Origin of the sequence: Ligilactobacillus salitolerans (assembly GCF_003864415.1) — a bacterium.
Lineage (GTDB): Bacteria > Bacillota > Bacilli > Lactobacillales > Lactobacillaceae > Ligilactobacillus > Ligilactobacillus salitolerans.
Genome location: NZ_BFFP01000007.1, coordinates 23,876 through 48,613, shown reverse-complemented (window position 1 = coordinate 48,613; position 24,738 = coordinate 23,876). Strand labels below are relative to the sequence as shown.

Annotated in this window: 21 protein-coding genes and 2 pseudogenes; 3 read left to right on the top strand and 20 right to left on the bottom strand. The window is 45.7% G+C overall.

Annotated elements, in window-relative coordinates:
* Positions 1–30: 30 nt before the first annotated feature.
* From cydB to LFYK43_RS03225, 13 genes are all read right to left on the bottom strand, one after another.
* The gene (gene cydB / locus LFYK43_RS03285; protein ID WP_124975398.1) at positions 31–1,056 is read right to left on the bottom strand and encodes a cytochrome d ubiquinol oxidase subunit II; all 1,026 of its coding nucleotides are present in this window, start codon (positions 1,054–1,056) and stop codon (positions 31–33) included.
* Positions 1,056–2,471 (bottom strand): cytochrome ubiquinol oxidase subunit I, encoded by a 1,416-nt coding sequence (locus LFYK43_RS03280; protein ID WP_124975396.1) that lies wholly within the window; start codon positions 2,469–2,471, stop codon positions 1,056–1,058. The genes cydB and LFYK43_RS03280 overlap by 1 nt, the downstream gene beginning before the upstream one ends.
* 259 nt (positions 2,472–2,730) lie before the next feature.
* The gene (locus tag LFYK43_RS03275; RefSeq protein ID WP_124975394.1) at positions 2,731–3,711 is read right to left on the bottom strand and encodes a linear amide C-N hydrolase; all 981 of its coding nucleotides are present in this window, start codon (positions 3,709–3,711) and stop codon (positions 2,731–2,733) included.
* Positions 3,712–3,746: 35 nt separating this feature from the next.
* Positions 3,747–5,057, bottom strand: a complete 1,311-nt coding sequence (locus tag LFYK43_RS03270; RefSeq protein WP_124975393.1) for an MFS transporter — start codon at positions 5,055–5,057, stop codon at positions 3,747–3,749.
* A 1,041-nt stretch (positions 5,058–6,098) separates the two neighbouring features.
* On the bottom strand, positions 6,099–6,596 hold the full coding sequence (locus tag LFYK43_RS03265; RefSeq protein ID WP_124975391.1) for a DUF1440 domain-containing protein: 498 nt from the start codon (positions 6,594–6,596) through the stop codon (positions 6,099–6,101).
* A gap of 101 nt (positions 6,597–6,697) precedes the next feature.
* Positions 6,698–7,411, bottom strand: a complete 714-nt coding sequence (locus LFYK43_RS03260) for a deoxynucleoside kinase (RefSeq protein WP_124975389.1) — start codon at positions 7,409–7,411, stop codon at positions 6,698–6,700.
* Between the two features lie 127 nt (positions 7,412–7,538).
* On the bottom strand, positions 7,539–7,913 hold the full coding sequence (locus LFYK43_RS03255) for a DUF4430 domain-containing protein (protein ID WP_229717918.1): 375 nt from the start codon (positions 7,911–7,913) through the stop codon (positions 7,539–7,541).
* A gap of 21 nt (positions 7,914–7,934) precedes the next feature.
* Positions 7,935–9,095 carry a tRNA epoxyqueuosine(34) reductase QueG gene (gene queG, locus LFYK43_RS03250; protein ID WP_124975388.1) on the bottom strand — a complete coding sequence of 387 codons (1,161 nt, stop codon included), beginning with the start codon at positions 9,093–9,095 and terminating at the stop codon, positions 7,935–7,937.
* Between the two features lie 359 nt (positions 9,096–9,454).
* Positions 9,455–10,087: an aggregation-promoting factor gene (gene apf / locus LFYK43_RS03245; protein ID WP_124975386.1), complete on the bottom strand. Its 633-nt coding sequence runs from the start codon at positions 10,085–10,087 to the stop codon at positions 9,455–9,457.
* A 362-nt stretch (positions 10,088–10,449) separates the two neighbouring features.
* Positions 10,450–11,265, bottom strand: coding sequence for an energy-coupling factor transporter transmembrane component T family protein (locus LFYK43_RS03240; RefSeq protein ID WP_229717916.1), 816 nt, complete (start codon positions 11,263–11,265; stop codon positions 10,450–10,452).
* Positions 11,249–12,973 (bottom strand): ABC transporter ATP-binding protein, encoded by a 1,725-nt coding sequence (locus LFYK43_RS03235; protein ID WP_124975382.1) that lies wholly within the window; start codon positions 12,971–12,973, stop codon positions 11,249–11,251. Before LFYK43_RS03235 ends, LFYK43_RS03240 begins: the two co-directional genes overlap by 17 nt.
* A gap of 2 nt (positions 12,974–12,975) precedes the next feature.
* A complete protein-coding gene (locus LFYK43_RS03230) occupies positions 12,976–13,539 on the bottom strand; it encodes an ECF-type riboflavin transporter substrate-binding protein (protein WP_124975380.1) in 564 nt (187 codons plus the stop codon).
* 104 nt (positions 13,540–13,643) lie between these two features.
* Entirely contained in the window at positions 13,644–14,279 is a 636-nt protein-coding gene (locus LFYK43_RS03225; protein WP_124975378.1) for an HAD family hydrolase, read from the bottom strand.
* Positions 14,280–14,442: 163 nt separating this feature from the next.
* Here LFYK43_RS03225 and LFYK43_RS03220 point away from each other — a divergent pair, with 163 nt between their 5' ends.
* The 3 genes and pseudogenes from LFYK43_RS03220 to LFYK43_RS03210 all read left to right on the top strand — a co-directional run bounded on the left by LFYK43_RS03220 (position 14,443) and on the right by LFYK43_RS03210 (position 18,028).
* Positions 14,443–15,627, top strand: coding sequence for an iron-containing alcohol dehydrogenase (locus tag LFYK43_RS03220; protein ID WP_124975376.1), 1,185 nt, complete (start codon positions 14,443–14,445; stop codon positions 15,625–15,627).
* Positions 15,628–16,002: 375 nt separating this feature from the next.
* Positions 16,003–16,368 (top strand): DUF3021 family protein, encoded by a 366-nt coding sequence (locus LFYK43_RS03215; RefSeq protein WP_124975374.1) that lies wholly within the window; start codon positions 16,003–16,005, stop codon positions 16,366–16,368.
* A 317-nt stretch (positions 16,369–16,685) separates the two neighbouring features.
* A pseudogene (locus LFYK43_RS03210) lies at positions 16,686–18,028 on the top strand (MATE family efflux transporter).
* 106 nt (positions 18,029–18,134) lie between these two features.
* Here the strand turns inward: LFYK43_RS03210 and LFYK43_RS03205 are convergent.
* The 7 genes and pseudogenes from LFYK43_RS03205 to LFYK43_RS03175 all read right to left on the bottom strand — a co-directional run bounded on the left by LFYK43_RS03205 (position 18,135) and on the right by LFYK43_RS03175 (position 24,418).
* Positions 18,135–18,440 (bottom strand): annotated as a pseudogene (locus LFYK43_RS03205) (site-specific integrase).
* A 156-nt stretch (positions 18,441–18,596) separates the two neighbouring features.
* Complete coding sequence (locus tag LFYK43_RS03200; protein ID WP_124975372.1) at positions 18,597–18,941, bottom strand: hypothetical protein; 345 nt, start codon at positions 18,939–18,941, stop codon at positions 18,597–18,599.
* A gap of 155 nt (positions 18,942–19,096) precedes the next feature.
* Positions 19,097–20,026: a DUF7916 family protein gene (locus tag LFYK43_RS03195; protein WP_124975370.1), complete on the bottom strand. Its 930-nt coding sequence runs from the start codon at positions 20,024–20,026 to the stop codon at positions 19,097–19,099.
* Positions 20,027–20,053: 27 nt separating this feature from the next.
* Positions 20,054–21,391 (bottom strand): PTS sugar transporter subunit IIC, encoded by a 1,338-nt coding sequence (locus tag LFYK43_RS03190; protein WP_124975368.1) that lies wholly within the window; start codon positions 21,389–21,391, stop codon positions 20,054–20,056.
* Between the two features lie 251 nt (positions 21,392–21,642).
* Positions 21,643–22,053, bottom strand: a complete 411-nt coding sequence (locus LFYK43_RS03185) for a hypothetical protein (RefSeq protein WP_124975366.1) — start codon at positions 22,051–22,053, stop codon at positions 21,643–21,645.
* Positions 22,054–22,174: 121 nt separating this feature from the next.
* Positions 22,175–23,158: an alpha/beta hydrolase gene (locus tag LFYK43_RS03180; RefSeq protein ID WP_124975364.1), complete on the bottom strand. Its 984-nt coding sequence runs from the start codon at positions 23,156–23,158 to the stop codon at positions 22,175–22,177.
* A 111-nt stretch (positions 23,159–23,269) separates the two neighbouring features.
* On the bottom strand, positions 23,270–24,418 hold the full coding sequence (locus LFYK43_RS03175) for an aldose epimerase family protein (RefSeq protein ID WP_124975363.1): 1,149 nt from the start codon (positions 24,416–24,418) through the stop codon (positions 23,270–23,272).
* Positions 24,419–24,738: the final 320 nt, after the last annotated feature.

The window sequence follows — 24,738 nt, the reverse complement described above, 5'->3', positions numbered from 1 at the left end:
CGTCTTTTTAAATTCTATAACTCTTAAAGCTTAATAACCGCTGCCTTCATGCTTGATCTTTTTGCCAGTCACACGTTTTCTGAAGATATAGTAAGTCCAGCCAATATACAGCAGAACTAACGGCAAGAAGGTGCAGACCACGATCGTCATGACCTTCAAAGTATACGGCGATGACGACGAATTAGTGATCAGCAAGTCATTAGCGGCTTTAGTCGATGAGATCATCAAACGCGGGAAGAGCCCTTGGAACAATAAAGCCACCAAACTAACAAGCGTCAAGCCGCTCGCAGCAAAGGCCCAGCCTTCATTGTTCTTGATCACTGAAATGTGGGCACTGACCGACAACAAGACGATCACGACCAAAAGGCTCAACGTTGCGGCAAAATGGCGTTCAAAGAAGTCTGTCTTAAAGTATAAGAGGACCGCAAAAACCACTAAGCCGACGTACAAAACCGGATACAAGATCTCGGCATATTTTTTCACCCGTCCACGCAATGGCCATTCAGTCTTCAGACCAATATAGTTTAAGCCGTGCAGGTAGGCGAGTAAGGTCAAGGCAACACCGCCAACCACAGAAAAGAGGTTGACATAATCGGTGAAGCCGGCCCAGACATTACCATGAGCATCCATTGGGACACCTTGAACCAAGCTGATGAACATGATCCCAAACATGAACGGAACTAAGAAACTGCCGACACCTAAGGTCCAGTTCCAAATATTCTTCTTTTCAGGAGATGTCTTGCCCCGGAATTCAAACGAAACACCCCGGATGATCAAGCCGAACAAAATGATAAACAAAACTAAATAGTAGCCGGAAAATAAAGATGAGTACCAGTATGGGAAAGAAGCAAACATTGCTCCGCCGGCTGTGATCAGCCAAACTTCATTCCCGTCCCACACCGGTCCGATCGTAGCGATCACTTGGTCGCGTTCATCTTCATCTTTAGCCAGGGTCAAAACTGACATTCCGACCCCAAAATCGAAGCCTTCCAAGAAAAAGAAGCCCGCGAATAAAACGCCGATAATAATAAACCAGATCAATTGTAATGTCGACATTATTCAAACGCCTCCTTATTGAAAGGATCTACTTCTTGTTCAGAACTTAAGGTCGACTCTTCATCAGCATCAGGCCCCTTCTTGAGCTCCTTAACGACCAAACTTACCATCACGATCGCCAAGAAGGTGAACAGCAGGAAGTAAATAATGTTAGAGGTCAGCAGTGAACCAACCGAAACGTTTGGCGAGACACTCTGCTTGATCGTAAAGAGCCCATAAACAGTCCACGGATAACGTCCTAATTCAGTGACCAGCCAACCGGTCGTGTTGGTAATAAAAGGTACAAAAGTAAAGAGACCTACGATCCAAAGCATCCATTTTTGCCTAAAAAGCAGTTGGCTCTTTTTGCGGGCAAAGAACAAGCCCAAGACCGCCACACCAAGCATTGCCATACCAAAGAGTGCCATCAAATGGAAACTCAAGAACAGGGTATTGATTGGCGGGTAATAATTGTTTTGATCCCCATACTTAGCTTGCAGCTTTTTATTGACTGAGTCCATGCCTTCGATCGAACCATAAGGTTTATGGAAAGACAGCAGACTGAGCATGTACGGGATCTCGATCGTAAACTTCTCTTCGTGGGTCACTGGGTCGATGACATCGATCAATTTCCACGGAGCCGGGTCTGGGGAGTTTTTAAACTCGCCTTCAGTTGCGGCAAATTTCATCGGCTGGTCTTTGATCAAGGCCGACATCTGGCGGTCGCCAGCGGCAAAGACCGCGATCGAACCGACTAAACCAACAACTAAGCCCAACTTCAAGGAGCGTTTGAAAAAGTCCTTTTCCTTTAATTGCTTGTTAAGTAATTTAAAAGCTGCCATCCCCGCGATCAAGAAACCGCCCATCGCGATCGCACCTGCGATAACGTGAGAGAATTCATACCAGGCCTGGGTATTGGCGATCAGCTTAGGAAAACTGGTCATGACTGCCCGCCCATTTTTGATCGCGTAACCGGTTGGATGCTGCATGAAAGCATTGGCCGTAATGATCCAAAAAGCCGACAGCATCGAAGCAGCAGTCACCAGCCACATAAAGAGGTTATGCAGCCAAGGCTTGACCATCTTCCAAGTAAAGATCCACAACCCCAAGAAAGTCGACTCCATAAAGAAAGCAAGTAAAGCTTCGATGGCCAATGGCGCACCAAAAATATCTCCCATAAAACGTGAATAATCCGACCAGTTCATTCCAAACTGGAACTCTTGAATGATCCCGGTAACAACGCCCACCGCAAAACTAAGCAGGAAAATATTACCCCAGAACTTAGTCATCCGCAGATACAGCCGATCTTTAGTCCGAACCCACATGGTTTCCATAATTGCAACTACTAAACCAGTCCCGATCGAAAACGGAACGAAGAAAAAGTGGAAGATCGTTGTCATTCCAAATTGAAAGCGCGCTAGATCCAGAATGTTCATTCGCAGCCCCTCCTTTGTTAAAAAAATTTTAAAATATCCATATTTACTATACACCGAACAAGGGCAAAAACCAATTGGTTAAGTAATTTAATATTGTGCAAGACGTTTGCCCAACAAAAAAGCCCATTCAACCCGCTATTTTCAAGCAATCTGCTCGAAAAAATTTGTTCAACAGGCACTTTTGCCTGCTAAACAAAATGGTCAAATGGACAGTTAACGGCTTTATGTCACAAACTGGCCCCGCCAAGGAAGGCAGCTGCTAAATAACTCCGGCACGAACGTTTAACCGGTTGTCGCTATCGAAGAACCGCGGCTTCTCCCATTCGAGCATCTCATCGGTCAACTGGTATTTGGTCAGTCCCAAGCGATCGTAGGGTTCAAAGTAACAGGTTCGTGATTCAAGGGCAACAGCAGAGCGATAAACAGAATAGTTCTGCTGAAACTTTCTGAGCTTGGGCACCGTCACACTATTCAATAAATGCCAGCTGCTGATCACGGCTTCTTCTTCATTGAGCGGCTGGTCAGTCCGTTCTTTATAGTAAGCGGCCCGAATAAAACGGCCAGTCGGAGTATAGGCAGAACTAGGGACCTTTTTGCCTGCAAAACTCCCTGTACTGATCTTCGGCTGGATCCCAGCAGCAGATTTATGCACTAATTCCGGTGAAAATTCCAGGTAATCTTTGAGCTGGTTGACTTGGCGCGAAAAATCATAGGCATTGGTGACCACGCCGATCGGATTATCGATCACATTCATCGGCTGGACGGTTGGTTCGATGATCACGATCCGACCGCTGGGATCAGTCGCGGCATAATGCAATTCAGGATAGCCGTAGTGCACTGTGGCGTTTTTACCGCTCATCAGTCTGATCTCGGGCAGATGTTCAATGATCTCCGCTACCGACTTAAAGTTGCCCATCAAATAAAAAGGGATCTCAAACGGCGCCAGCTGTTCTGCTTCAGGCTGCGGGTCGTCATAAAGATTGGTGCCATTGCGGAAGGTCAGTTTCTGCACGCTGAGTCCCCATTCATTGACACCATCGCTCATATCAATACTCTGTTCCTTTTGACGGCCGACACCAATGATCGCGTATTTGTTGACCAGAGTCCGTCCGTCAAAATCTTCTCGCCACGCATAATTACGCGGTGAAAAAACCGGCTCATTTTCCAATTCATGCCAGTCCATCGTGCGCGAAAACAGGTGCGTACCGTCTTGTGCGACCTGTAAAATACTTGTACACATAACCGTGCTCCTTTTCAACCAGTATATGCGAGAGCTTAACTCTGCTGGATCAGGGTCTCATCATACAAACGCAAGACCAGGTACATCACAACGTAGATCACCATTGGGATCCAGACGAAGTTCAAATCGATCATTCGGATCGTAGCGGCATTTTGCGCTTGATTAGCAACATAGCCCGAAGCATTGAACATCATCGCGGTAATCAGACCGCCGAGCCCTAAGCCAAGGTTCACACCCCAATCACTAGTCGAAGCGAGCAGTCCTTCAGCTTGGATCCCCATTGATGTGCCATACGCGATCGTATCGGCGATCATGATCGAAACTAGGCCGATCACGATCCCGTTTCCGATCGAGTTGACCAAGATCCCCGCAAAAGTCAGCGGGAGCAGCTTGGTATAAGCACCCAAACCAATAATCATTTGCCCAACTAATTCGATCTCGATCCCATGAGCCATGGTGGCTTTTTTACTGCGAACTTGCGTGAAACGCAGGATCAACAGCACACCGATCACGGAAGCCAGCGTGAAACTATTCGCGGTCGAAACCAGGTTATCGTTATTGTAAACATATTTGAAATAATAGATGGTAGTCTGGTTTTTGATTGCAGTCGAAAGCCAATATAAGAAGACAACGATCGACAAATAGATCCATGGTTTATTGTGGCGCAGCATGTCCCAGACTTTTTTCAACGGCTGATGGGTCTTGTTTTGATCCGTGTGCCGTTCGCGCACCTGAACGAAAGTATTGACGATCAAAACCAGCGAGATCAAGCCGAAGATGATCACGGTCCCTAGAAAACCTTTTTGCTGGTTGCCTTGACCGATCAATTTGACCAACGGAATAGTAAAGGTCGCAACGATCACTTGCACGAAGCTGCCGAAGAACTGACGGATAACACCCAGGATCGTGATTTCACGGTCGTTTTTAGTCATAGTCGGCAAAATCGAAGTGACGGGCAGATTAACGGCAGTATAGAGAAAACCAAGGCCTAGGTATGTAACGTAAGCCCAGAGCAGTTTGCCCCCGCCGGAAAAATCAGGGGTCACAAAGGTCAAGATGGCAACAAGGACGTAAGGCAAGGCATACCAGAGGAAGAAAGGCCGACTTTTGCCATATTTAGAGTGAGTCCGATCGATCATCAAACCTAAAACGACACTTTCGATGACATCGGCAGCACGAGCGATGGCAAAAAGGATGCCGACATCAACGGCTTTCAAACCATAAACATCAGTATAAAAAAATAACAGGTAAGAACTCATCATTTGGAAGATCAGGTTATCGGCGGCGTCGCTCAAGCCATAACTGATCCGCTCGACCCACCCGGTCTCATATTTAGGATTTTTCATATTAACCTCCAAGAAAAAACAGAGCGAAGCGAAACGGGAGAAAGTGAGCATTATCGGACTTTAGGCAAGTATTGCGGTCTTGGCAATAATTGCCTGAAGTTGGATAAGCGCAGCTTTCTGTTTCGCGGAGCTCGACTACTAAACAGAGCGGAAGCGAGGCGCCCAGAAGACAAGCACTAACGGACTTCAGTCAATGATGCGTTTTCCAGCATTATTGACTGAAGTTGGTTAGGCGCAATCTTCTGCCTCACGAAGCTCGATTACAAAACAGAGCGGAAGCAAGCGGGAGAAAGTGAGCACTAGCAGACTTTGGCACCATAGTGCGAGATTTGTACTATGATGACGAAGTTAGCTAGACGCAGCTTTCTGCTTGCTGGAGCTCGACTACAAAACAGAGCGACGCAGCGCGTTTAAGAGATGAGCACTATCGGACTCCAGACTCATGGTGCGCGCTTTGCACCATGAGCCTGGAGTTGGATAGGCGGAATCTCTTGCGCTGCGGAGCTCAACTACAACACAGAGCGAAGCAAGTGAGCTAAAAAATTAGCTGCTTTTGGATTTTTTAGTGACATTGAGCCTGCTTCTGACTCAAGTTTCCCAAAGTAGCGGCAGAGCCAGCTATCTCGGACATAAGTTTCTCAAAGTAACGGCCGAGCTGGCGAGCTCGGACATAAGTTTCTCAAAGTAACGGCCGAGCTGGCGAGCTCGGACATAAGTTTCTCAAAGTAACGGCCGAGCCGGCGAGCTCGGACATAACTTTCTCAAAGTAACGGCCGACCTGGCGAGCTCGGACATAAGTTTCCCAAAGTAACGGCCGAGCTGGCGAGCTCGGACATAAGTTTCTCAAAGTAACGGCCGAGCTGGCGAGCTCGGACATAACTTTCTTGAAGTAACGGCAGAGCCGTTCACCTCTTTCATACTCTGCCATGCGCAGCTCGACTACAAAACATAGGTTGCCTTTGTCCCGTCCATTTTTTACCCAAAAGATCCGGGAACCAGCTAAAATTCCCGGACCTTACTTTACTGTGGCAAGAACTTTGCCTAATCTTTTTTATTTGTTAATTCAGCATAAATTTTTTTGCCGACCAAATCATTGGTCCACATCCAGACCATATGCCCCAATAATTCTGAAACATGCTCGTCTTTAGGCTGATCTTTGGCAGAAGGCACAACATTCAGCGCAGGCATGACACCTAAGTGGAAAGCTGCCCAGACCCCGATCCCGTACAAGGTCCCGTGATCCTTGGCGATCGCCGGATATTTATGCCGCAGCAATTCATATAAAGCTGCAAATGAAGCTGAGAAGCCAAAATGAATGATAAATCCTGGCCATTCAATTTCGTGCCCTGAAAAATGATATTTCTGGTGGATCAATTTGTCTGGAACACCCAGCAGCTTCATTGTTTTGTACGGCGGGTTTTCCGCGTCACGGTCTGCAGTCCGAGGCGGCAGCACATTCTCCCAACCTAACTTGACTAACCCCGAGATCAACCCGGCAGCGATCCCGGCACCCAAAGCTTTTTTCGCATCCATCGCCATCTAAAAGACCTCCCCTTTTTTATCTGTGATACTATGATCAAATTTCTTTTTGTATTTTGATTTTAATAATTCTAACAAATAGTAAGCCTAAATTCAAATATTTAGTTTGTTAATTCTTCCAGTAAATGTTCGTGTTCTTGGTCAGAGAGCTGGCCTAAACGAGCTAATTTGGTATAAATTTGTCTGAGCACCGCGTCTCGCTGGGCTGGCTGATGGACAAAATCATAACGATCACCATCTAAGACCAGCAAGGGAGAAGTCTGATACCCCTTTTTAAAGCTCCGGTAGCGTTCAAGCAGGTCCTGGTAGTAGCTTTCCAGGCTGGGATCTTGGGCGGGCAGCTCATAATCGCGCCCCCGTAACTTAATACGGTGCAGCATCGTTTCATAAGAAACATCGATATAGATCATCAGATCTGGAGCCTTCTTGTGGGCTGCATTTGGCAGTTCCTCTAACATATTGGCCAGCAATTCCTGGTAGGTTTCCCACTCGACTTTAGTCATGTTGCCCCGCTCATAATTCATCTTGCAAAAGAGCGCGTCGGTATAGATCGAACGATCCAAAACATTGTTAGCTTCAGCAAAAGCCTGCTTGATCATCTTAAATCGGCGGTTCAAAAAGAAAATCTGCAGCAAAAAAGCATACGGGTTCGTCTTCCATTTGCCCGCAGCGACAGCCTTGTTGCCTTGGTAAAAAAGCGGCAGGACCGGATTGTCGGAGACCGGTTCATAAAACGGGGTACTATTTAAACGAGTGCTTAACAGTTCGGTCAAACTTGTTTTACCGGCCGCGATCGGTCCTTCAATCGTAATCACGCTCACGCCACCATCCCTTCCTTATGCTAAAAACTACCTTCATTTAATACTAAAGCCTCATTTTTTTCAAAAAAAAGAACTCAAAAAAATCATGTTAGCAGCAAAAAGGCTAACATGATCGAATGAATTATTGCGAAATATCTTTCAGAGTAAAAACAATTTTATCTTGATCGTAAACCTTTTGCTGGTTAACACCTTTCTTGGCTTCCTTGCCATTAATTTCATAGGTCCAATAACGATCACGGTCAGGGTCTTGCGCGTGCCCATCGATTTGCGTGACCATCCCGTTTTGTAATTTGACCGACCAGGCTTTTTTCAAACCAGTCACTACCTTGGAGCCTTTTTCAACGGTGATCTTCTTTTGTGCAAGTTTCTTATCGCCTGACTTCAGCTGATAAACCACCCGCGCTTGATTAGGATCCTGTTCTTGCCCAGTATTAGCGCAACCCGTCAAAAGCAATGCCATCAACAATCCCATTACTAAAACAATTTTTTTATTCAAGCTCCCCCAGCTCCTTCGATGTTATTGTAATGCATTAATTTTGCGGATCGCCGCCCGATACTCACGCAAATACTCGTCTGCTAACCCAGCATCCTCTTCTTGCTGCAGTTTTTGCTGCAAAAAGCCGCTAATTTCAGGATTGTAGTCACGTACCAAACGACCAAGTGCATAGGCGCCCGTCGCTCTGATCACAGGACGCGGGTCTTGTTCGACCACCTGCAGGATTTCGGGGATCGCGCTGCGGTCGCCGAGGTTCGCTAAGGCGATCAGGGCATTGCGCTGCAAAGGCTTTTTACCCCGCCACGAACCCGCCATCGGGCCGAATTCTGCTTTAAATTGCTTGTTAGAGATCGTCAAGAGCGGCACTAATTCAGGCGAAACTTTGTCTGGATCGGGTTCCATTTCAGGATGAAAATGGAAATTCTTGCCCCGATTGAACGGACAGACCATTTGACAGATATCACACCCGTAGATCACATTGCGGATCAGCGGGCGATACTGTTCATCCATCAAACCCTTGGTTTGCGTCTGGTATGATAAACATTTCTGGGCATCCAAACGGCCATCACCCAGTAAAGCCCCTGGCGGACAGTAATCAATGCAGCGCGTACAGTCACCGCACTGACTTTCTTGCGGCTGATCAGGTTCAAATTCAATGTTGGTAATGATCTCGCCTAAGTATACAAATGAGCCGAATTCTTCGGTGATCAGCAGACCATTTTTGCCGATAAAACCCAGACCCGCGCGCTGAGCAACAGCAACATCGATCAGCTCACCCGTGTCGACCATCGGTTTAAAAGTAACTTGCTCTCCGGCGAGCACCTTGATCTGCTCGATCAAATCAGCCATCTTCTGGCGCAAAATATCGTGATAGTCGTTTCCCCATGAAGCTCGCGCGAAGTGTCCCCGCTTGTACTTAGTCTTTGGCGGTCTTTGCTGTAATTTAGTCGGGTAAGCCAGCGCGATCGCAATGATCGACCGCGGCTGGTCAAAGATCAAGGCAGGATCAAGCCGTTCATCTAAATTCTGGTGTTCAAATCCCGAAGTATGCCCCGCGGCTTTCTGGGCAACTAAACTGGGGCGAAGATGTTCAAAATCGTCGGCAGTTGTAAAGCCGATCTTATCGATGCCGATCTTCTGACTAGCTGCGATGATCTGCTCTTTTAGTGCTGCATTTGCCATCTGCCCACCTCCTCGTATTATGTAGTGCCTTATAGGCTAATTATACAATGGAAATCCACAAAAATTAAAATATTTCTTGCAAAAATTCACTCGCTGTTCAAGCAAAAAGTTATGTCCGGCTAAACTCGCGTTACTTTGACTGACTTACGCGAGTTTAGCTGTTATTCTCCACCTACTCCGTACATCTTGGAGAAGTTTAGCCGTTTTTCTCCGCCTACTTCGCTCATCTTGGAGGAGTTTAGCTGCTTTTCTCCGCCTACTTTTCGCAAACACTGATTTTACCAGAAACAGCTAAACTGAACTCAAAAAAGCACGACCTCATCCGAAGCCGTGCCCTGTAATATCTAATTTAATTAATTTTAGTATGAATGATGCTGGTTCCAGTATTTTTGTGCGTTGACCCATGAACCGTATCTGCTTTGAACATATTGGTTAGCCACACGATCCTGGTTAGCTCTGGAGTAGTCGCCGTTCAACTTATCAGCTGACAACTGGTAAGCACCAATGTACTTGCCCCTGTTGTTGGCATTGTAATTGCCGCCTGATTCACGTGCCATGATAAATTGACGTGCTGCTGTTTCTGAGCCAGACAAGCTAACGCTGCTTTGCGTTGTTGTTTGTGCCTTTTGAGTATAAGCTTTTGTTGCATGATAAGTTGAAGCTGCCTTCTGTTGAACAGGAGCTTGAGTCTGAACCGGTGCTTGTTGCACTGGTGCCTGTGCTTGAACAGATTGAGTTGCTTGAGGTTGTGCTTCAACAGTCACATTGCCTTCTGCATCAATATCTAATTTTTGACCAGGCAAGATAAAGTTCACATCGGCCAATTTGTTAGCTTTTTCGATTGCAGCAACTGTCGTATTATGTGCAGCAGCGATCCCGGAAACTGTATCACCAGGTTTTACGGTAACTGTATCGGCGTTCGCTGCGATGGATCCCGCTGTAAGTAAACCTGCTGCGGCTGTAACAGAAAGCATTGTCTTCTTCATATCCATAATCTATGTCCACTCCTATAATAATTACTTTTTCCTAGTGACAGATCCCCACGCCTGCCACACATTCGTATCGCTCAATGCCACTTAGTATAGCGAAACAATGTAACATTAAAATTCCAAAGTCTTTACTAAATCCAGATATTTTGCAAAGAAAGCATTTTTTTGCAACATTTCGTAATAATTTTCCACCGCCTACCTCTTAGCCGGTTTGGCAAAAAGGCGTTGTTACTAGCTTTCAGGCAAACATTTCATTTATAACAAAAAAGAGCCTTAAAGGCCCTAATATTACAAAAAATATTTTAAAAAAGTAATTTTATGTGATTTTTTTTAAAAAATCAGAGTTTTTCTTGACGCTTTAGGAGTCAAAAAGGATCGTAATAACGTCCTTGATCGACCTGGAATAACCAAATACCGCAGACCACTAAAAGTGCCGTTACCCCTAGCAAAAACCAATCCAATTTGGATAAAGGATGGGCTTTGTACCAAGAACGTTTCTTTTGTGTACCAAAGCGGCGCAAACGCATCGCCCGCGTCGTGACCTCGATCCGGTCTAAAGAAGAGAAAACCAGCGGGATCAAAATCTGCGAGCTTCCTTTGACGCGCTGCCATAAATTAGCTTTTTTGGAAATTTCCAGACCGCGTGCCTGTTGTGCGAAACTAATTTGGCGATATTCACGCAAAAAATCCGGAATATAACGCAATGACAACTCAACGGCATAGCAGACCTTATAAGGGATCTTAATTTTATTCATGCCGGCGGCTAATTCGGACGGATCTGTCGTATAGAGGAAAGCCAAGATCAGCGGCACGATAAAAATATACTTGAGCGTCATATTCAATAGATAGAACAGTTCCTCCGCTGTGACAGCTAAAAAGCCGCTCCCGAACAAAATATGACTGGAACCATAGATCTGGGTACCATACTGGGGGCTAAAAATATAAACTAGCACTAGATTCAGCAAGGTAAAACCAACGATGGCGTAGACCAAAGCCTTGATTTGCCGCCACTTTAAACGCGCCGAGTAGAAAAATATCAGCGCAAAAATCGTCAGCACAACCAGGTAACGCGTATCATAACTCACCATCCCGATCGCGGATAAAGCCAGCAGAAGCACGATTTTAGTCGTACCGGAGAGCCGGCTGATCCAGGGTCCTTGCTTTTCAAGCTCTGCGTGCATTATCCTTGCTCCTTTCATGAATGGTGAATTTTTCGGCAAAACCGATCGCGTCAGTAATGCCGCTTTTGTTAGCGAGCACCTGCAGGCTAAGCTGCGATAAATGGGCTCGTTTAATGAGCTGAGCATCAGTTAAAACTTGTGCTGGCGCGGCCTGAGCCAAGAGCTGTCCTTGATCCAAGACAAGGGCGCGATCAGCATAACTCAGCATCAAATTCATATCGTGCGTGACCATTAAAACTGTCACCCCCAGCTGCTCGTTCATCAACCGTAAAAAGTCCATCATTTTGGCGTAATGTGCCAGGTCCTGACCGGCAGTCGGCTCATCTAAGATCAGAACTTGCGGTTCTAGAACCAAGACCGAAGCAATTGTGACCCTTTTTTTCTGTCCAAAACTCAGCGCAGAAATTGGCCAATGGCGGTAAGGGTAAAGGCCAGTCACACGAAGAATTTTTTCCAAACGAGCGGTTTGTTCTGCTGCCGGGACACCACGCAAAACCAGGCCCAGTGCGATTTCATCTGAAACGTTCGTTTTCGAGATCATCTGATTGGGATCTTGCAAGACATAGCCGATTTTTTCGGCTCGTTCTTTGACAGACAAATCTAAAAGTGGCCGGCCGGCTAAGGTCAAAGAACCGGCTTGCGGTTTTAAGAAACCCGTGATCAAGTTGATCAGGGTCGTTTTGCCGGTCCCATTTTGTCCGACCAAGGCCGCCATTTCGCCTGTTTGGATCTCAAAATCGAAGTCTTGAAAAATCGCGGGTTTGCCAGGATAGCCAAAAGTCAAACCACGCCCGCTCAATAAAGGTGCTCCCTTTTCTTTGGCGCTTGGAGCCGGCAGTTGGGCTTGCCAAGAATGCAGTTTTTTTTGCGCTTTTGTTTCCAGCTGCAAACCTAAAAGATCGTCTAAATCACTTAAAGCAGCGAGATCCACAGCGGCATCTTTTAGTGCTGTCACGTATAGCGGTTCACGCAAACCATTGCGCAGCAAGACATCACTGCGCAGCACTTCATCGGGAGAGTCGTTAGCGACAATTTCTCCTTCAGCCAAAACCACTAATTTGTCAAAATGAATTTGCAAGGCTTCCTCGATGCGATGATCGATCACAAGCACCGTCAAATTGCGCTCCTTTGCCAGGGTATCAAGCAGTTCCAGAGATGCACGTCCGGCGGCCGGATCAAGGTTAGCCAGCGGTTCATCTAAAAGTAGAATTGGCTCATTATCGATCAACACACCAGCCAAGGCGACCCGCTGTTTTTGCCCGCCGGAAAGTTCCTGGGGCTTTTGGTCCAAAAGCTGCGGCATTTTCAAGATCTCCGCCCATTCCTTGACCCGCGCATGGAGCTTGGAAACCGGCTGTGCGTCATTTTCTAGGGCGAATGCCATATCCTCAGCAACAGTTAGAGCGACAAACTGCGCGTCTGGATCTTGCAGAACTGTCCCTACTTCAAAGGAAAGGCTCGTCAGATCAAGCTCTGAAACGGCATGTCCGTTGATCGTGATCTGACCAGTCAGTTCACCAGGAAATTCTTCGGGGATCACACCATTGAGTAAATTACCTAGAGTCGATTTACCTGAACCGGAAGGACCGGTCAACAAAACTTTATGACCGCGGCAAACTTCCAGATCGATGTGCTTTAAAGTCGGTTCAGTTTGATTACGGTACTGAAAACTCACATCCTGCAGTGAGATCATCGTTTCTTGCTTCATAATTATTCCTTTGTTAATTTCTGATTTTGATCCTGTGTTTTAGCGTATGCGATCAACAACAAGGTCGCGATGATCCCGATCGTCAATGCGTTCGTGATCGTCGCCGTGACCCCCTGCAAAAAGACCTTGCCCGCCGGCTGAGAATAGATCCAAATATCGCCTAACGGTGCGATCAAGCCCCAGCAGACAATATTGGCTGCGACCTGCAAAACATTGAATTTGACCAATTTTCCAGTTGTCAGCGGCTCTGTCCTGATCTTAAGAAAGCTTCTAGAATAACCGATCGCCAGTCCAAACAACGCATCGGCGATGATCCAAGACCACCACGGATCACCCCAAGTCATATCGGTAAATAAGTGCGCGAAAAAAGCCGTTAAACCGCCAACCGCCGGACCAAAAAGCGCTCCTAGAAAAGCTAAAAAAGCCTCGCCCAGATCAATTGTCGTATTCGGGACCCCCGTCGGGATCGGCACAAACCGTTTCAAAACAAAAACGATTGCAATACCGATCCCCGTTGCAACGACTGCTTGAACGGAAAGCCCGCCTGTCTTCTTCTTTTCTGCCATCTTCTACTCCCTCTTTCTCTTATAATAAAAATAAGTGCAGAAAACTGCACGCGTCTATCATAGCAGTTTTTTGCACTCGTCAGTTAATAGTATGTCTTCCTAATTTACCTTAATTTTTGATAGAAGTCGCGCATTGCTCCAAAGCCGCGAAATACCCGGTCAGCCTGGTGCTGGTCTAACTGGTAGTATGGATATTTAACTGCCCAAGTTTCCAGACCCGCGCTTTTGGCAGCCTGGATCCCAACAGGACTGTCTTCTACCGCCACACATTCGGCTGGAGAAAAGCCCAGTTTTTGGGCGCTTTGCAGATAAATATCCGGCGCCGGCTTATTGGCCTTGAGATGTTCACCGCTCATGACCGAAGAAAAATAATGATCCAGCTCGCATTGCCGCAGCATCTGCTTGATATTGCTCAAATATCCCGCCGAGGCCAAGGCAATCACCTGACCATCAGCTTTAAGGTCTGCTAAAAATTCCGGCACGTCAGCATTCAAATACTTGGTATAATCAATAAGGTGCTCCTTTTTATATTCTTCATAAAGCGGCCGTAACTTGGAGCGTTTATCATCTTGCGGCACAAACTTGGCCCAGCCGCTGTCTGCCGATAAGCCCACCACTTCTGTCACATTATCAACAGCCGGTCTCTCACCTATTTCATGCAAAAATTGGCGCTTGAGCTGGAAAAAGTAGCGCTCACTATCGACCAGCACCCCGTCCATATCAAAAACAAAAGCTTTCATCCGATCTAACCCCTCACATTTTATTCTCACCTTGATACTACAATAGATACTAATATCTAACAATGTTTGTCTTTGCTTGAATTAAGGCCTGAATTTTTCATATAATAAGGTCGTGTCAAGCTTTAAAGCTTGAATGGAGCTTAATTTAAGGGAGGAAACTTATTTGTTAGATTTTACTTTCCACAATCAGACGGATATTAGATTTGGCCGCGGACACATCGACAACGAACTCTATGATGTCTTACACCAGTACGGCACAAACGTCTTGCTAGTCTATGGCGGTCATTCTCTCAAGCAAACTGGTCTCTACGATCGTGTGCTTGGTTTATTAAAAGACCTAAATGTCACTGAATTACCAGGGATCGAGCCTAACCCGAAGATTTCTTCCATCCGCGAAGGCCAAAAGCTGGCTAAAGACCATCAGATCGACGTGATCCTTGCGGTCGGAGGCGGTTCAGTGATCGATGCAGCTAAAGTGATCGCCTCAGCAGCTTATTACAAAGGCGATCCTTGGGACTTAGTTATCAGCCCGGCTAAACGCCAGGATCTCGCTCAGCTGCCGGTCGTTGATATTTTGACCTTAGCTGCCACTGGTTCCGAGATGAACTTCGGTTCGGTCATCTCCGACCCAACGATCCCGCAGAAAAAAGGCACTCAGGGACCGAATTCACCGGCTGTTTCCTTCTTGGATCCGACTTTGACTTATACGGTCCCAACCAGGCAGACTGCTGCTGGCGCCAGCGACATTTTCAGCCATCTGTGCGAACAATATTTTGACACGGCTGAAAACAATGACGTTTCCAAGAGTATGATCGAAGGGTTAATGCGGACAGTTATCAAATGGGCTCCGATCGCGGTCAAGGAACCAGAAAATTATGACGCGCGGGCTAATCTGATGTGGGCAGCCACGATGGCTTTAAATGGCATCGTTGGTTTAGGAACAGTCAATCACTGGACCGTGCACCCATTGGAGCATGAACTCTCCGCCCAGTATGACATCACCCATGGGATCGGCTTAGCGATCCTGACTCCGCGTTGGATGAAATTCGCGCTAAATGAAGAAAGTAAACCGTTATTTGCCCGTTTTGCCCGGGCTGTCTGGGATCAGTATGGTTACGACGACATGGAACTGGCAGAAAACTCGATCCGCCGGACTCATGACTGGCTCAAGTCTCTCAACTCAGAAATGACGCTGCCGGATGTTGGGATCACTGATGACAGTAAGTTCGCTGACATGGCTAAGGCCGCTGTGGCTGGTGGAAGCTTGGACACTAATGCCTATGTCCCAGTCACTGAACAAGATGCGATCCAGATCTATCGCGATTCCATGCACGACTTTGCAGAATAAATAATACGCAAGCAAAACAGCACTTCACTGACCAGAAAAAGTGAAGTGCTGTTTTTTGCCGTCTAAGTGTTACCAGTGCGGTTTGCTGCCTGGTTGATGCTATAATTCCAGTAAAAGAGAAACCGTTTTCCAGTTGCGGCTCCTATAGTTCAACCACATTGAAAGTCTGCGCCAGATAATCATCTTTCGGTTGGTCTTTTACTTAAAGACCAGCCAATTGCTGCTCTTTCGGTTGGTCTTTGGCTTAAAGACCAGCCAATTGCTGCTCTTTTGGTTGGTCTTTTACTTAGAAACCAACCAATTGCTGCTCTTTCGGTTGGTCTTTTACATAGAAACCAGCCAATTACTGCTCTTTCCAAAAGGAGGCAAAACAAGATGCAATTAATATTTTCAGGTTTACTGCGAGGCGGGATCCCTTTCGTGATCATGAGCGTCATCGCTTTAATATTGAACTTCCAAGGCAAAAGCGCAGACGCTTGGAGCACCTTTTGTACAGCACTCATTATTTTATTCGTTGGCGCCGCAACAGTTATCTATAATATCGAACGTTTCAGCCTCTTCAAGCAAACACTGCTGCACATTATGATCATGCTGGTGACTGTTTACCCCGTCTTATTGCTCAGCGGCTGGTTTCCGCTTCGAAATTTCGGCGACGCGCTCTTTGTCCTGCTCATTTTCTTCGTGGTTGGTGCCGTGCTGTGGGTCGTATTTTTACTGCTGGCAAAAATCTTTGACTGGTAACAACAAAAAAAAGCCGCCCTCTTAAACCTTGGCAAATTGAGGGCGACTATTCGCAGTCTTTGAGACTAACTACAGTCTTTGAAAGAATTTTTGGGGGAGCTCTGTTAACGCATAGTTCCTTTTCTTTACACTTAACATGCTATTAATAACAAATGGACCTAAAACATTAAGCATATCTATTATAAGTTCAAATCGTTACTTTTAACTTGCCGATATTATGATATATTAGTGTTTATTGGGATCGAGCCAAAAGCTCAATAGATTAAAAATCAGCACACGGAAACGTGCGTCTCAAAAAATTATAAGGAACAGTTGCAATGAATAATTTGTTTGAGAAAGCACCGATCCATAAGGCTTACTTTCAGTTAGCCCTGCCAGTTGTCTTTAGTATGGTGGCTAGCATGGCCTATAATCTGGCTGATACCTTTTTTGTTTCACAGACACAAAATGCTGATATGGTAGCCGGCGTTTCTATTTGTACCCCGCTTTTTTCGTTAATGTTAGCTTTTGGTGATATTTTCGGGATCGGCGGCAGCGCGTTAATTTCACGTTTGTTAGGAGAAGGTAATAAGAAGCAAAGCGCGAGAATTAGCAGTTTTTGCTTTTATGCAGCAATTGTTTTCAGTGTCATAGTTGCAGTTATTATGCTTGTATTTGAACGATCAATTTTAGCACTTATGGGAGCTACTAATGCTACTTATCAACATGCTGCGGCATTTTATCGAATTATGGCCATAGGCGGCGGAGCAATTATAGTATCATTAGTTCCCGGCAATCTACTGCGCACAGAAGGATTAGCCGTTCAATCTATGATAGGAACGATCAGCGGTGTCGTTATCACAATCATCTTAGACCCGCTTTTTATTTTTATTTTTGGCTTAGGAGCCGGAGGAGCAGCCTTAGCGACAGTAGTCGGCTATTTAATTAGCACCATTATTTTAACGTTTTATACTATTCGCCAAGGCAAGGTTTTAAAGGTGAAACCTGATTTAGCTAAAGTTAATTTAAAAGCAATTATTCCACTTTTTGCCATTGGAATACCGGCCTCGATCACTAATCTGATGCAAAGTTTTGGGACGGCGCTATTAAACAATTACTTAGCCCCTTATGGAGCTAAGCCAGTGGCAGCGTTAGGTATTTCTCTTAAAATCTACTTAGTAGTGATGTTGTTCATGATCGGTTTTGCTTTCGGGGCCCAACCCTTGATCGGCTATAACTACGGTTCTCAAGACAAAAAAGATTTTATGGGATTATTCGCTTTGATTTACTGATTGAAATAATTGTTGCTGTGTTAGTTGCGGGGGGTTTAATTTTTTTGGCACCGCAAATCACTGGTTTGTTTATGCATGATCCAACGATAATCAAGCAAGGTACTACAATATTGCGTTGCTTACTCATTACAACGCCGCTTATTGGAGTAATTTTAGTCTTTACAACTGTTTTCCAGTCAGCAAATAAAGCAGTTAGTGCTTTTTTAATGTCTATCACAAGACAAGGTGTTTTGCTCTGGTTGGTATTAGCAGTAACTGTTAATGTATGGGGCTATAACGGAATCATTTGGGCGCAGCCATTAGCAGATGTGCTGACTTTTGCTTTGGGTTGGTCTTTATATTTGCATATGAAAAAGAGCAATAATGATAACAAGATAGAAAATAAGTGATATTTAGGGCTGTCTGATCAAGAATAGGTTGATTAGATGGTCCTTTTTGGTATTTAGCCAGAATCATATTAGCTAACATTTCTTCAGTACTGACTTGATCTAAGCCTCAATAAGCCAATGTCAGAGACTCAACTGCTCTGATCAAGAGGTGCATGTCAAAGTAATTGGACTGCATGTAAAGCCGGTGAGCAACCGTTTTGGTGTCGTGGAGATACGTGTTCTTCTGCACGTTTCCTTGCTCGTCAAAAATCCGCCCGTTTGTGCCGGAGAATGTCGCTGACACGTAATAGAGTTGCTTTGTTCACCTGAAAAATGGTGTAGTTACGGCGACGGCTTTAAATTCTTCTAATAAGCATTGTTGGGCCATCGCTAAAATGTTCGAATCTTTGATCGGTAAAACTTTTTGTTCCATGAAAAAATCGCTCCTTTTTAGGGGCGATTTTAATAGTTTTTGGTTCTTTTTGCCTCTCATTTCTTGGTGTCAAATAAAAAGGCTGGTAAATCAACCTTTGGCAAGGTCCATTACTCACTAATGGACCCTCGACTTTGTAGCTCTAAAATACAGACATTACTCCCCTGTGCTTTTTCCTGCGGTGAATAAAGATATTTTTTTGTTAATTAATTCATACGCAGAGTAGTCCAAAGAAAAGTATATTTGATTGGCAAACTCGGCCCCTGCTTTTTCGGTTGTAAATACTTGCATATGATACAGAGGAGAACCAAATTGTTCAAGGATATTATTTATAAGCTGCATTATTCTGAGGGCTTTTTGCATATTGTCAACAGATGTGAATAAGTTCTTTATCGAGATGATAAGTTTCGTTCCATCTTTACTGAAGCGGATATTTTTAAGGACAATATCTAAGGATCTAGCTTGAGTATACACCATTGTTTGAAGATAATCTTTTTTCAATATAACAGCATCCCTTTTTTAAATTTCTTCACTTATCCGATAGAATACTTTAGGGATTCAGAATACTCAAGGCGAAAATTTTGACTATGAAAAAAACGGCTCGCACTTTCTCTTTTGGAGAATCTGAGAGCCGTTTGTTTAAAGTAGAGCCAATTTTAGCGGTTGATCGACCGGGCCATTCTTTGCACCGTGTGTCTCTCGCCCCGAATGGCTTTGCTCAGGGGATAAATATTTTCAAATGGTGATTGGATCCCCCAGGCTGCATCGCCGATATGCTGCATGTCAACTCCGCAGATCTTATTGCGAATCGCAATATTTTCCAAAAAGCTGGCGCCAGAGCCTTCCTGGCTGGTCCCGATCGTACTCATCACCAGTGCATCGTGCTGATGAGCAAGCTCAACGATTTCCGTTAGCTGCTGCTCGTTCAACCCTGGGACCGTACCGACTGCCGGCACTAAGATCACATCAGCACCCGCCGCCAAAAATTCAGTCACTGCATCCACGCTGACGACCGGTTCAGCCACGCCGGCACCGTGCATCTTACCGGCAATCACCAGTCCGCTGAAGTTTTCTTTAGCCACCTTAATGTTTGCGGCGATCTGCTTGTTAGTCACACCAGTCCCCGGATTACCGGTCAAAACGACAAAATTGAAGCCTAATTTTTCAGCCTCCTGCAAGGATGCCGCGCTGGCTTGGCGTCCTTTAGGGATCTCCAGGCGATCTTCCGCCATTTTGGCAGCAGGGTCGACCGGCTCCAAGTTGACACCAATCGGCCGACCGACTAATTTTTGCAAACGGTGAATGCTTTCTCTGTCATGGCGCGGCTGGGCTTGTTCCAAAGTCGCCTCACCTGGGTACAGACCCAAGATCACCGGCTCAAAAACGTCCAAAGCATTTAACAAGATCAAGTCCGCCCCAAAGGCTGCTGCCAATTCCGCAGTCGTCAGACCTTCATAGGCCTCGTGCACAACGACATTTTCACTCACGATCACGCGTCCTTCACTGGCTTTGATGCTTTGCTTTAGTTTTGCGCCGTTCATTGCGAGCACTTCGCTCGTATCCGCGCTGATCAATCTTTTAACCATCTTTGAGTTCCTTTCATCTGTTCTGGATTATTTTTCTTCCAATTCGCCGGCTTCCTCTAACAAGAACTGCTTGTTTAGGGATGAGAGGAATGGGAAGTAAATTGCCACGTCGATCACTAAGTTGACGATCTGTAAGGCCGACCCGGCTAGACTGCTGGTTGCCAAAAAGCCTGAAATGATCGGCGGCATCGTCCACGGGACCACGGCTCCGGTACATAACGGGACCAACTCAAAACGCATTGCAAAATAGGTCACCACAGCGTTGACCATTGGCACAACAATGAATGGGATCAAGAGGTTCATGTTCAAAACGATTGGCAAACCAAACATTGTTGGTTCATTGATGTTGAAGATCCCTGGCGTTAATGTCAGCGGGGTCAAGATCTTGATCTGCTTGCTGGAACGATGTAACAACACCAAGATCCCCATCGAAAGGACTAGTCCTAGCGTAGCGCCCCCGCCGCCCATGAAAATAAAGTTATCAATAAACGGTTGAGTAATGATATGTCCATGATGAGCCAGATCTAAATGACCAGCAGCAGCCAAATCTTTATTGGCACCGGTGTTCATCAGCCAGATCGGCGAAATAATATTGTTGACCACATTAGCACCATGGATCCCAACAAACCAGAAGAGACTGTTTAAACCAACGGCTAAGATCGTTCCTAACAAGGTATCACCTAACAGCCCCAATGGTTTGGATAAGAGATTAAAGACCAAGTCATGCACGCTGCCCCAGCCTGTCCAAGAAAAGAGCGCGTAAATTGCGCCAAATAACGCGATGATCACTGCTCCAGGGATCAAGGCACTAAAACTATCCGCCACGGCCGGAGGAACTGCTTCCGGCATTTTGATCCGAATATCGTGGTTAATGAACCACTGGAAGATCCCGCCAGTCACCAGACCAATAATGATGGCGATAAACAGGCCCTTACTGCCTAAGTAACCATACGGCATCCCCTCCAGCGGCACCTTGTCGCCTGACATGACACTTGGTGTCACGATAAAGTAAGCCGCAATTGCGATCACGCCGGCAGATTTACTGTCGGTCCCATGTTGGTCGGCATAGCTCGCTGCGACCCCATAACAACCCAAAAGGCCCATGATCCCAAAAGATCCATTTGTGATCTTGGCTAAAACAGCGGCAACTGAGACCCCATGAAACGATGTCGCAGCCAGCCATTCTGGCCAGCCCTGGATAGGAAAACTATTGGCGATCATGAAGAACGAGCCGATGATGATCATTGGCATCGCCACGATGATCCCGTCACGAATGGCGATCAGCGGCTTAAACTGACTCAACTTAATAGCGACCGGCATCAAATGTTTCTCAATAAAACCTGAACCTGAATTTTTTTCAGCCATGAAAATTCCCCTTTTCTTGCATAATGACCTAGTTATCAACTAATAAATCGTTGGCTGATGGTTAGCAAAAAAAGCAGACTTGGAAGGCACCTCCCTGTAAATTGGTCTATTTTTTATGTAGCTTAATCGCGTCTGCTTTATTTCTCCAACCAAAAAGCCAATTAACTAACATTTGTATTATATTCTTAGTTGATAATTTTGGCAATCAGTAACAAATAAAGAATTTTGCAAACGGTTAATTTTAAATCGGTCTACCTTTTTTGACCAATGTTGACATTGCGGATCTCTTCCAACAGCAGCTGCAGTGTTTTTTCCGATTCCGCCAATTTTAAGCCGACTTCATTTTCATAGTAGCCGACCACGACCCCGCGAAATTCTTGCGGCACCTGGTCGCCATCGATCTCCTGCATTTGAATGGTGACCGGCCGGCGGCTCTGCCAAGACTGAAACAACCGGCTAGAGATCTCATCTGCGCTTTGCCGCGGTAAAAGCTCGGCGGCCGGCTGATCTTTTTCCTGGTTCAAAGCACTCGTGTGGTCAGACAAAAAGAAGCCCTGCCACTTGAGCATCCCCCGGTCTTGATATTCATAATCAAAGAAATGCTGGATCGCTTCTTCACTAAAATCATCTGGATTATACTTCAACGGTTTTTTATAGACCATGATCCTCACCTCATACCTATTATACGAACAAATGTTCCTGTTGTAAATAATTTAGCATAAAAAAGAGTCAGTTTCCGGTTTACATTCCGAAAAACTGACCCTCGCTAAAAACATTTGCTAACTATTTAGAATCGGCAAATTGCTGGGCGACCCACTGATATCCTTGCGGGAAAGTTTTGTCCCACAAAGCCCAGCCATGATCATAACCAGAATCTTGCAGGTATTTGACGGAGACGTCCTTCTTTTTCAAAGTCTTAACAAAAGCGGAGACATCTTTCACATTGACCACCGTATCATCACGACTGGTTTCGACGTAAAACTTCACTGATTGAGCTTTTTGCTTGAAATGCCGGGTCGGATAATATTTCCTGTAATTTTTGGCCAGACCCTTGCCTTTCTTATTGGCAAAAGCAATCAAGGTATCCTGATCTTGATCGCTGACCTTCCGATAGATCGCCGGCGAATAAGCCATGACCGAAGAAAATTCATTCGGGTACTTCAACGCCAACCTGGCAGCGCCATATCCTCCCATGGACAAGCCGCCAACAGCGGTCTGAGAAGCTTTTTTGGAAACTCGATAATTTTTTTCTACATCCGGCATCAAATCATTGATGATCGCCGTTTGCATCTGCATTCCGCCTGGATCAGGCGAGTTAATATACCAGCTATTGAACCCATCGACAAACACGGCGATCATGGGTTGACCCGTGCGTTGCTGGACTTGATTTAACATTTTTTGCGTATTCATCTTGTTCCACATATCGCCGTGATTGTTTAAAAAGCCGTGCAGCAAGTATATGACCGGGTATTTTTTAGCAGCTTTAGGATCATAGCCGGCAGGTAAATAGACATCATAATTCCAATCCAATTTAAGGACCTTAGAATGGAAAGCATAATTGGTCACAATTGCGCTTCTTTTTTGGACCTGGCTAGAAGAAATCTTGGGTTCGTAAGAAATAATATGATTTTCTTTGGGCACTGCTTGACTGCCCATAATATTTTCCAAAGTATCCGCTTTGATTACCCCATTTCCTAGAACCATAGTTATGGCCAAAATTAAGACCGAAAAAATCATTTTAGCTAAACTGGTGCTTTTATTTTTCATTGGGAATTCCCCCTAAAGTGCAAAGACAGCAAGTAAATTCAACTGCAGCCGCATGATACCATGCAAAAACCGCCGAACCATTTGATCCAGCGGTCCGTTTGCCTCAATTGTTTAATAGTCGATCTTGTAGGTGATCTCCTTGGTCTTGGTTTGCCCAGCTTTTAGCGAGACATCGCCGAAGCTTGGGTGATTGACCGCGTCAGGCAGCATTTGCGGTTCGAGCGCAATTGCAGCATGCTGGCGGCCGGCCCCAGATTCAAACGGCACTTTCTTGGTGATCGAATTGCCGGAATAAACCACCATGCCATTACGTTTCGACAGGAAGGTCACTGAACGATCGGTCTTCGGATCGGATAATTTGGCGATCTGATCATTCTTGTCCGGTTTGACCTTGAACATTGTGTCAAAGCCCTGTTCCTTAGTGGTGATCAGGTGATCCAAGTGGGACCCAAGCGCTTTTGGCTGGGTAAAGTCATAGGTCCCTTTATTTTCGAGCAGATTGCCGGTTGGAACCTTCTCTTTATTAAGCTCTAAGCGCTGGGTCGAGTTCATCGTCAACTCTTGATCACGGATCGTCTTTTCCTGCCCTAGGTTAAAGTAGGCATGGATCGTTGGATCAAAGACGGTGTCCTTGGTGCTTTTGGCACTCATCAAGACTTTGACCTGATTATCATCGGTCACGACATACCTGGTCGTTGCTTTAACTTTGCCGGGGAAACCGGTGTACTTCGAACTAAAGGTATGGCGCAAAGTGATCGCCGGGTTTCCATGATAAGTTCCGACCTTGCCCTTCCAGCGCACAGAATTGTAGCCATGCTTGCCGCTGTGCAGGGTATTGCCGTTTTCGTTGGTCGGGACAGAAACCGTCTTGCCGTCTAGCTTAAATTTCCCGTCGCGGATCCGGTTGCCGACTGGCCCGATCTGCTGGCCAACATAAAGCGACTTAGCCGCCTTGCTGTAGTACTGCTTGGTATGTTTGAAGGACATGATAATGTTGCGCTTGTCCTTGGCGCCTTTTGGCACGTAGATTCCATGCAGGGTCCCGCCTTGACTGAGAACTGAGACTTTCAGCCCGGATTTATTCTGGACGGTATATTCGTAAACCTGGTGGCCCTTGTATTTGTCAAATTTCTCAACCTTGCCGTTGTCCGTCTTCTTGGCAAAAACTGTCTCGCTCTGCCCAAGCTGGCCGAGCCCCATGACGCCCAAGCACACTGCCAAACTTGCCACGAGAGTTTTTGTCAATTCACTATGCTTCACTATAAGCACATCCTTTCATTAAAATATTTATCAATTTCAGATTAACACTTATAGTAAACGTTTCCAAACAAAATACCCCAACAAAAAAATCGCCCAAAATCTAAATAAAATTTGAACTAGTTGAAAAAAATTGCTTTGATCACCTATGAACGTTCTGCTGCTTTTGGTTCAGAAACGAGCAGCTCGAGCAAACGGATCTCTTTTCTCTCTGAGCTAAACAGGTGTAGTTTAGCTCTTAATCTCACCATCTTCTGAGCAAACAGGTGTAGTTTAGCTCCTAATCTCACCATCTTCTGGGCAAATCTATTCTCGCGTGACTC

What these genes read in the sequence shown, in the direction of transcription:
- cydB (WP_124975398.1), bottom strand. Translation starts at nt 1,056, where the DNA reads ATGTCGACATTACAATTGATCTGGTTTATTATTATCGGCGTTTTATTC.
- LFYK43_RS03280 (WP_124975396.1), bottom strand. Translation starts at nt 2,471, where the DNA reads ATGAACATTCTGGATCTAGCGCGCTTTCAATTTGGAATGACAACGATC.
- LFYK43_RS03275 (WP_124975394.1), bottom strand. Translation starts at nt 3,711, where the DNA reads ATGTGTACAAGTATTTTACAGGTCGCACAAGACGGTACGCACCTGTTT.
- LFYK43_RS03270 (WP_124975393.1), bottom strand. Translation starts at nt 5,057, where the DNA reads ATGAAAAATCCTAAATATGAGACCGGGTGGGTCGAGCGGATCAGTTAT.
- LFYK43_RS03265 (WP_124975391.1), bottom strand. Translation starts at nt 6,596, where the DNA reads ATGGCGATGGATGCGAAAAAAGCTTTGGGTGCCGGGATCGCTGCCGGG.
- queG (WP_124975388.1), bottom strand. Translation starts at nt 9,095, where the DNA reads ATGGCAAATGCAGCACTAAAAGAGCAGATCATCGCAGCTAGTCAGAAG.
- apf (WP_124975386.1), bottom strand. Translation starts at nt 10,087, where the DNA reads ATGGATATGAAGAAGACAATGCTTTCTGTTACAGCCGCAGCAGGTTTA.
- LFYK43_RS03240 (WP_229717916.1), bottom strand. Translation starts at nt 11,265, where the DNA reads ATGCACGCAGAGCTTGAAAAGCAAGGACCCTGGATCAGCCGGCTCTCC.
- LFYK43_RS03235 (WP_124975382.1), bottom strand. Translation starts at nt 12,973, where the DNA reads ATGAAGCAAGAAACGATGATCTCACTGCAGGATGTGAGTTTTCAGTAC.
- LFYK43_RS03230 (WP_124975380.1), bottom strand. Translation starts at nt 13,539, where the DNA reads ATGGCAGAAAAGAAGAAGACAGGCGGGCTTTCCGTTCAAGCAGTCGTT.
- LFYK43_RS03225 (WP_124975378.1), bottom strand. Translation starts at nt 14,279, where the DNA reads ATGAAAGCTTTTGTTTTTGATATGGACGGGGTGCTGGTCGATAGTGAG.
- LFYK43_RS03215 (WP_124975374.1), top strand. Translation starts at nt 16,003, where the DNA reads ATGCAATTAATATTTTCAGGTTTACTGCGAGGCGGGATCCCTTTCGTG.
- LFYK43_RS03195 (WP_124975370.1), bottom strand. Translation starts at nt 20,026, where the DNA reads ATGGTTAAAAGATTGATCAGCGCGGATACGAGCGAAGTGCTCGCAATG.
- LFYK43_RS03190 (WP_124975368.1), bottom strand. Translation starts at nt 21,391, where the DNA reads ATGGCTGAAAAAAATTCAGGTTCAGGTTTTATTGAGAAACATTTGATG.
- LFYK43_RS03185 (WP_124975366.1), bottom strand. Translation starts at nt 22,053, where the DNA reads ATGGTCTATAAAAAACCGTTGAAGTATAATCCAGATGATTTTAGTGAA.
- LFYK43_RS03180 (WP_124975364.1), bottom strand. Translation starts at nt 23,158, where the DNA reads ATGAAAAATAAAAGCACCAGTTTAGCTAAAATGATTTTTTCGGTCTTA.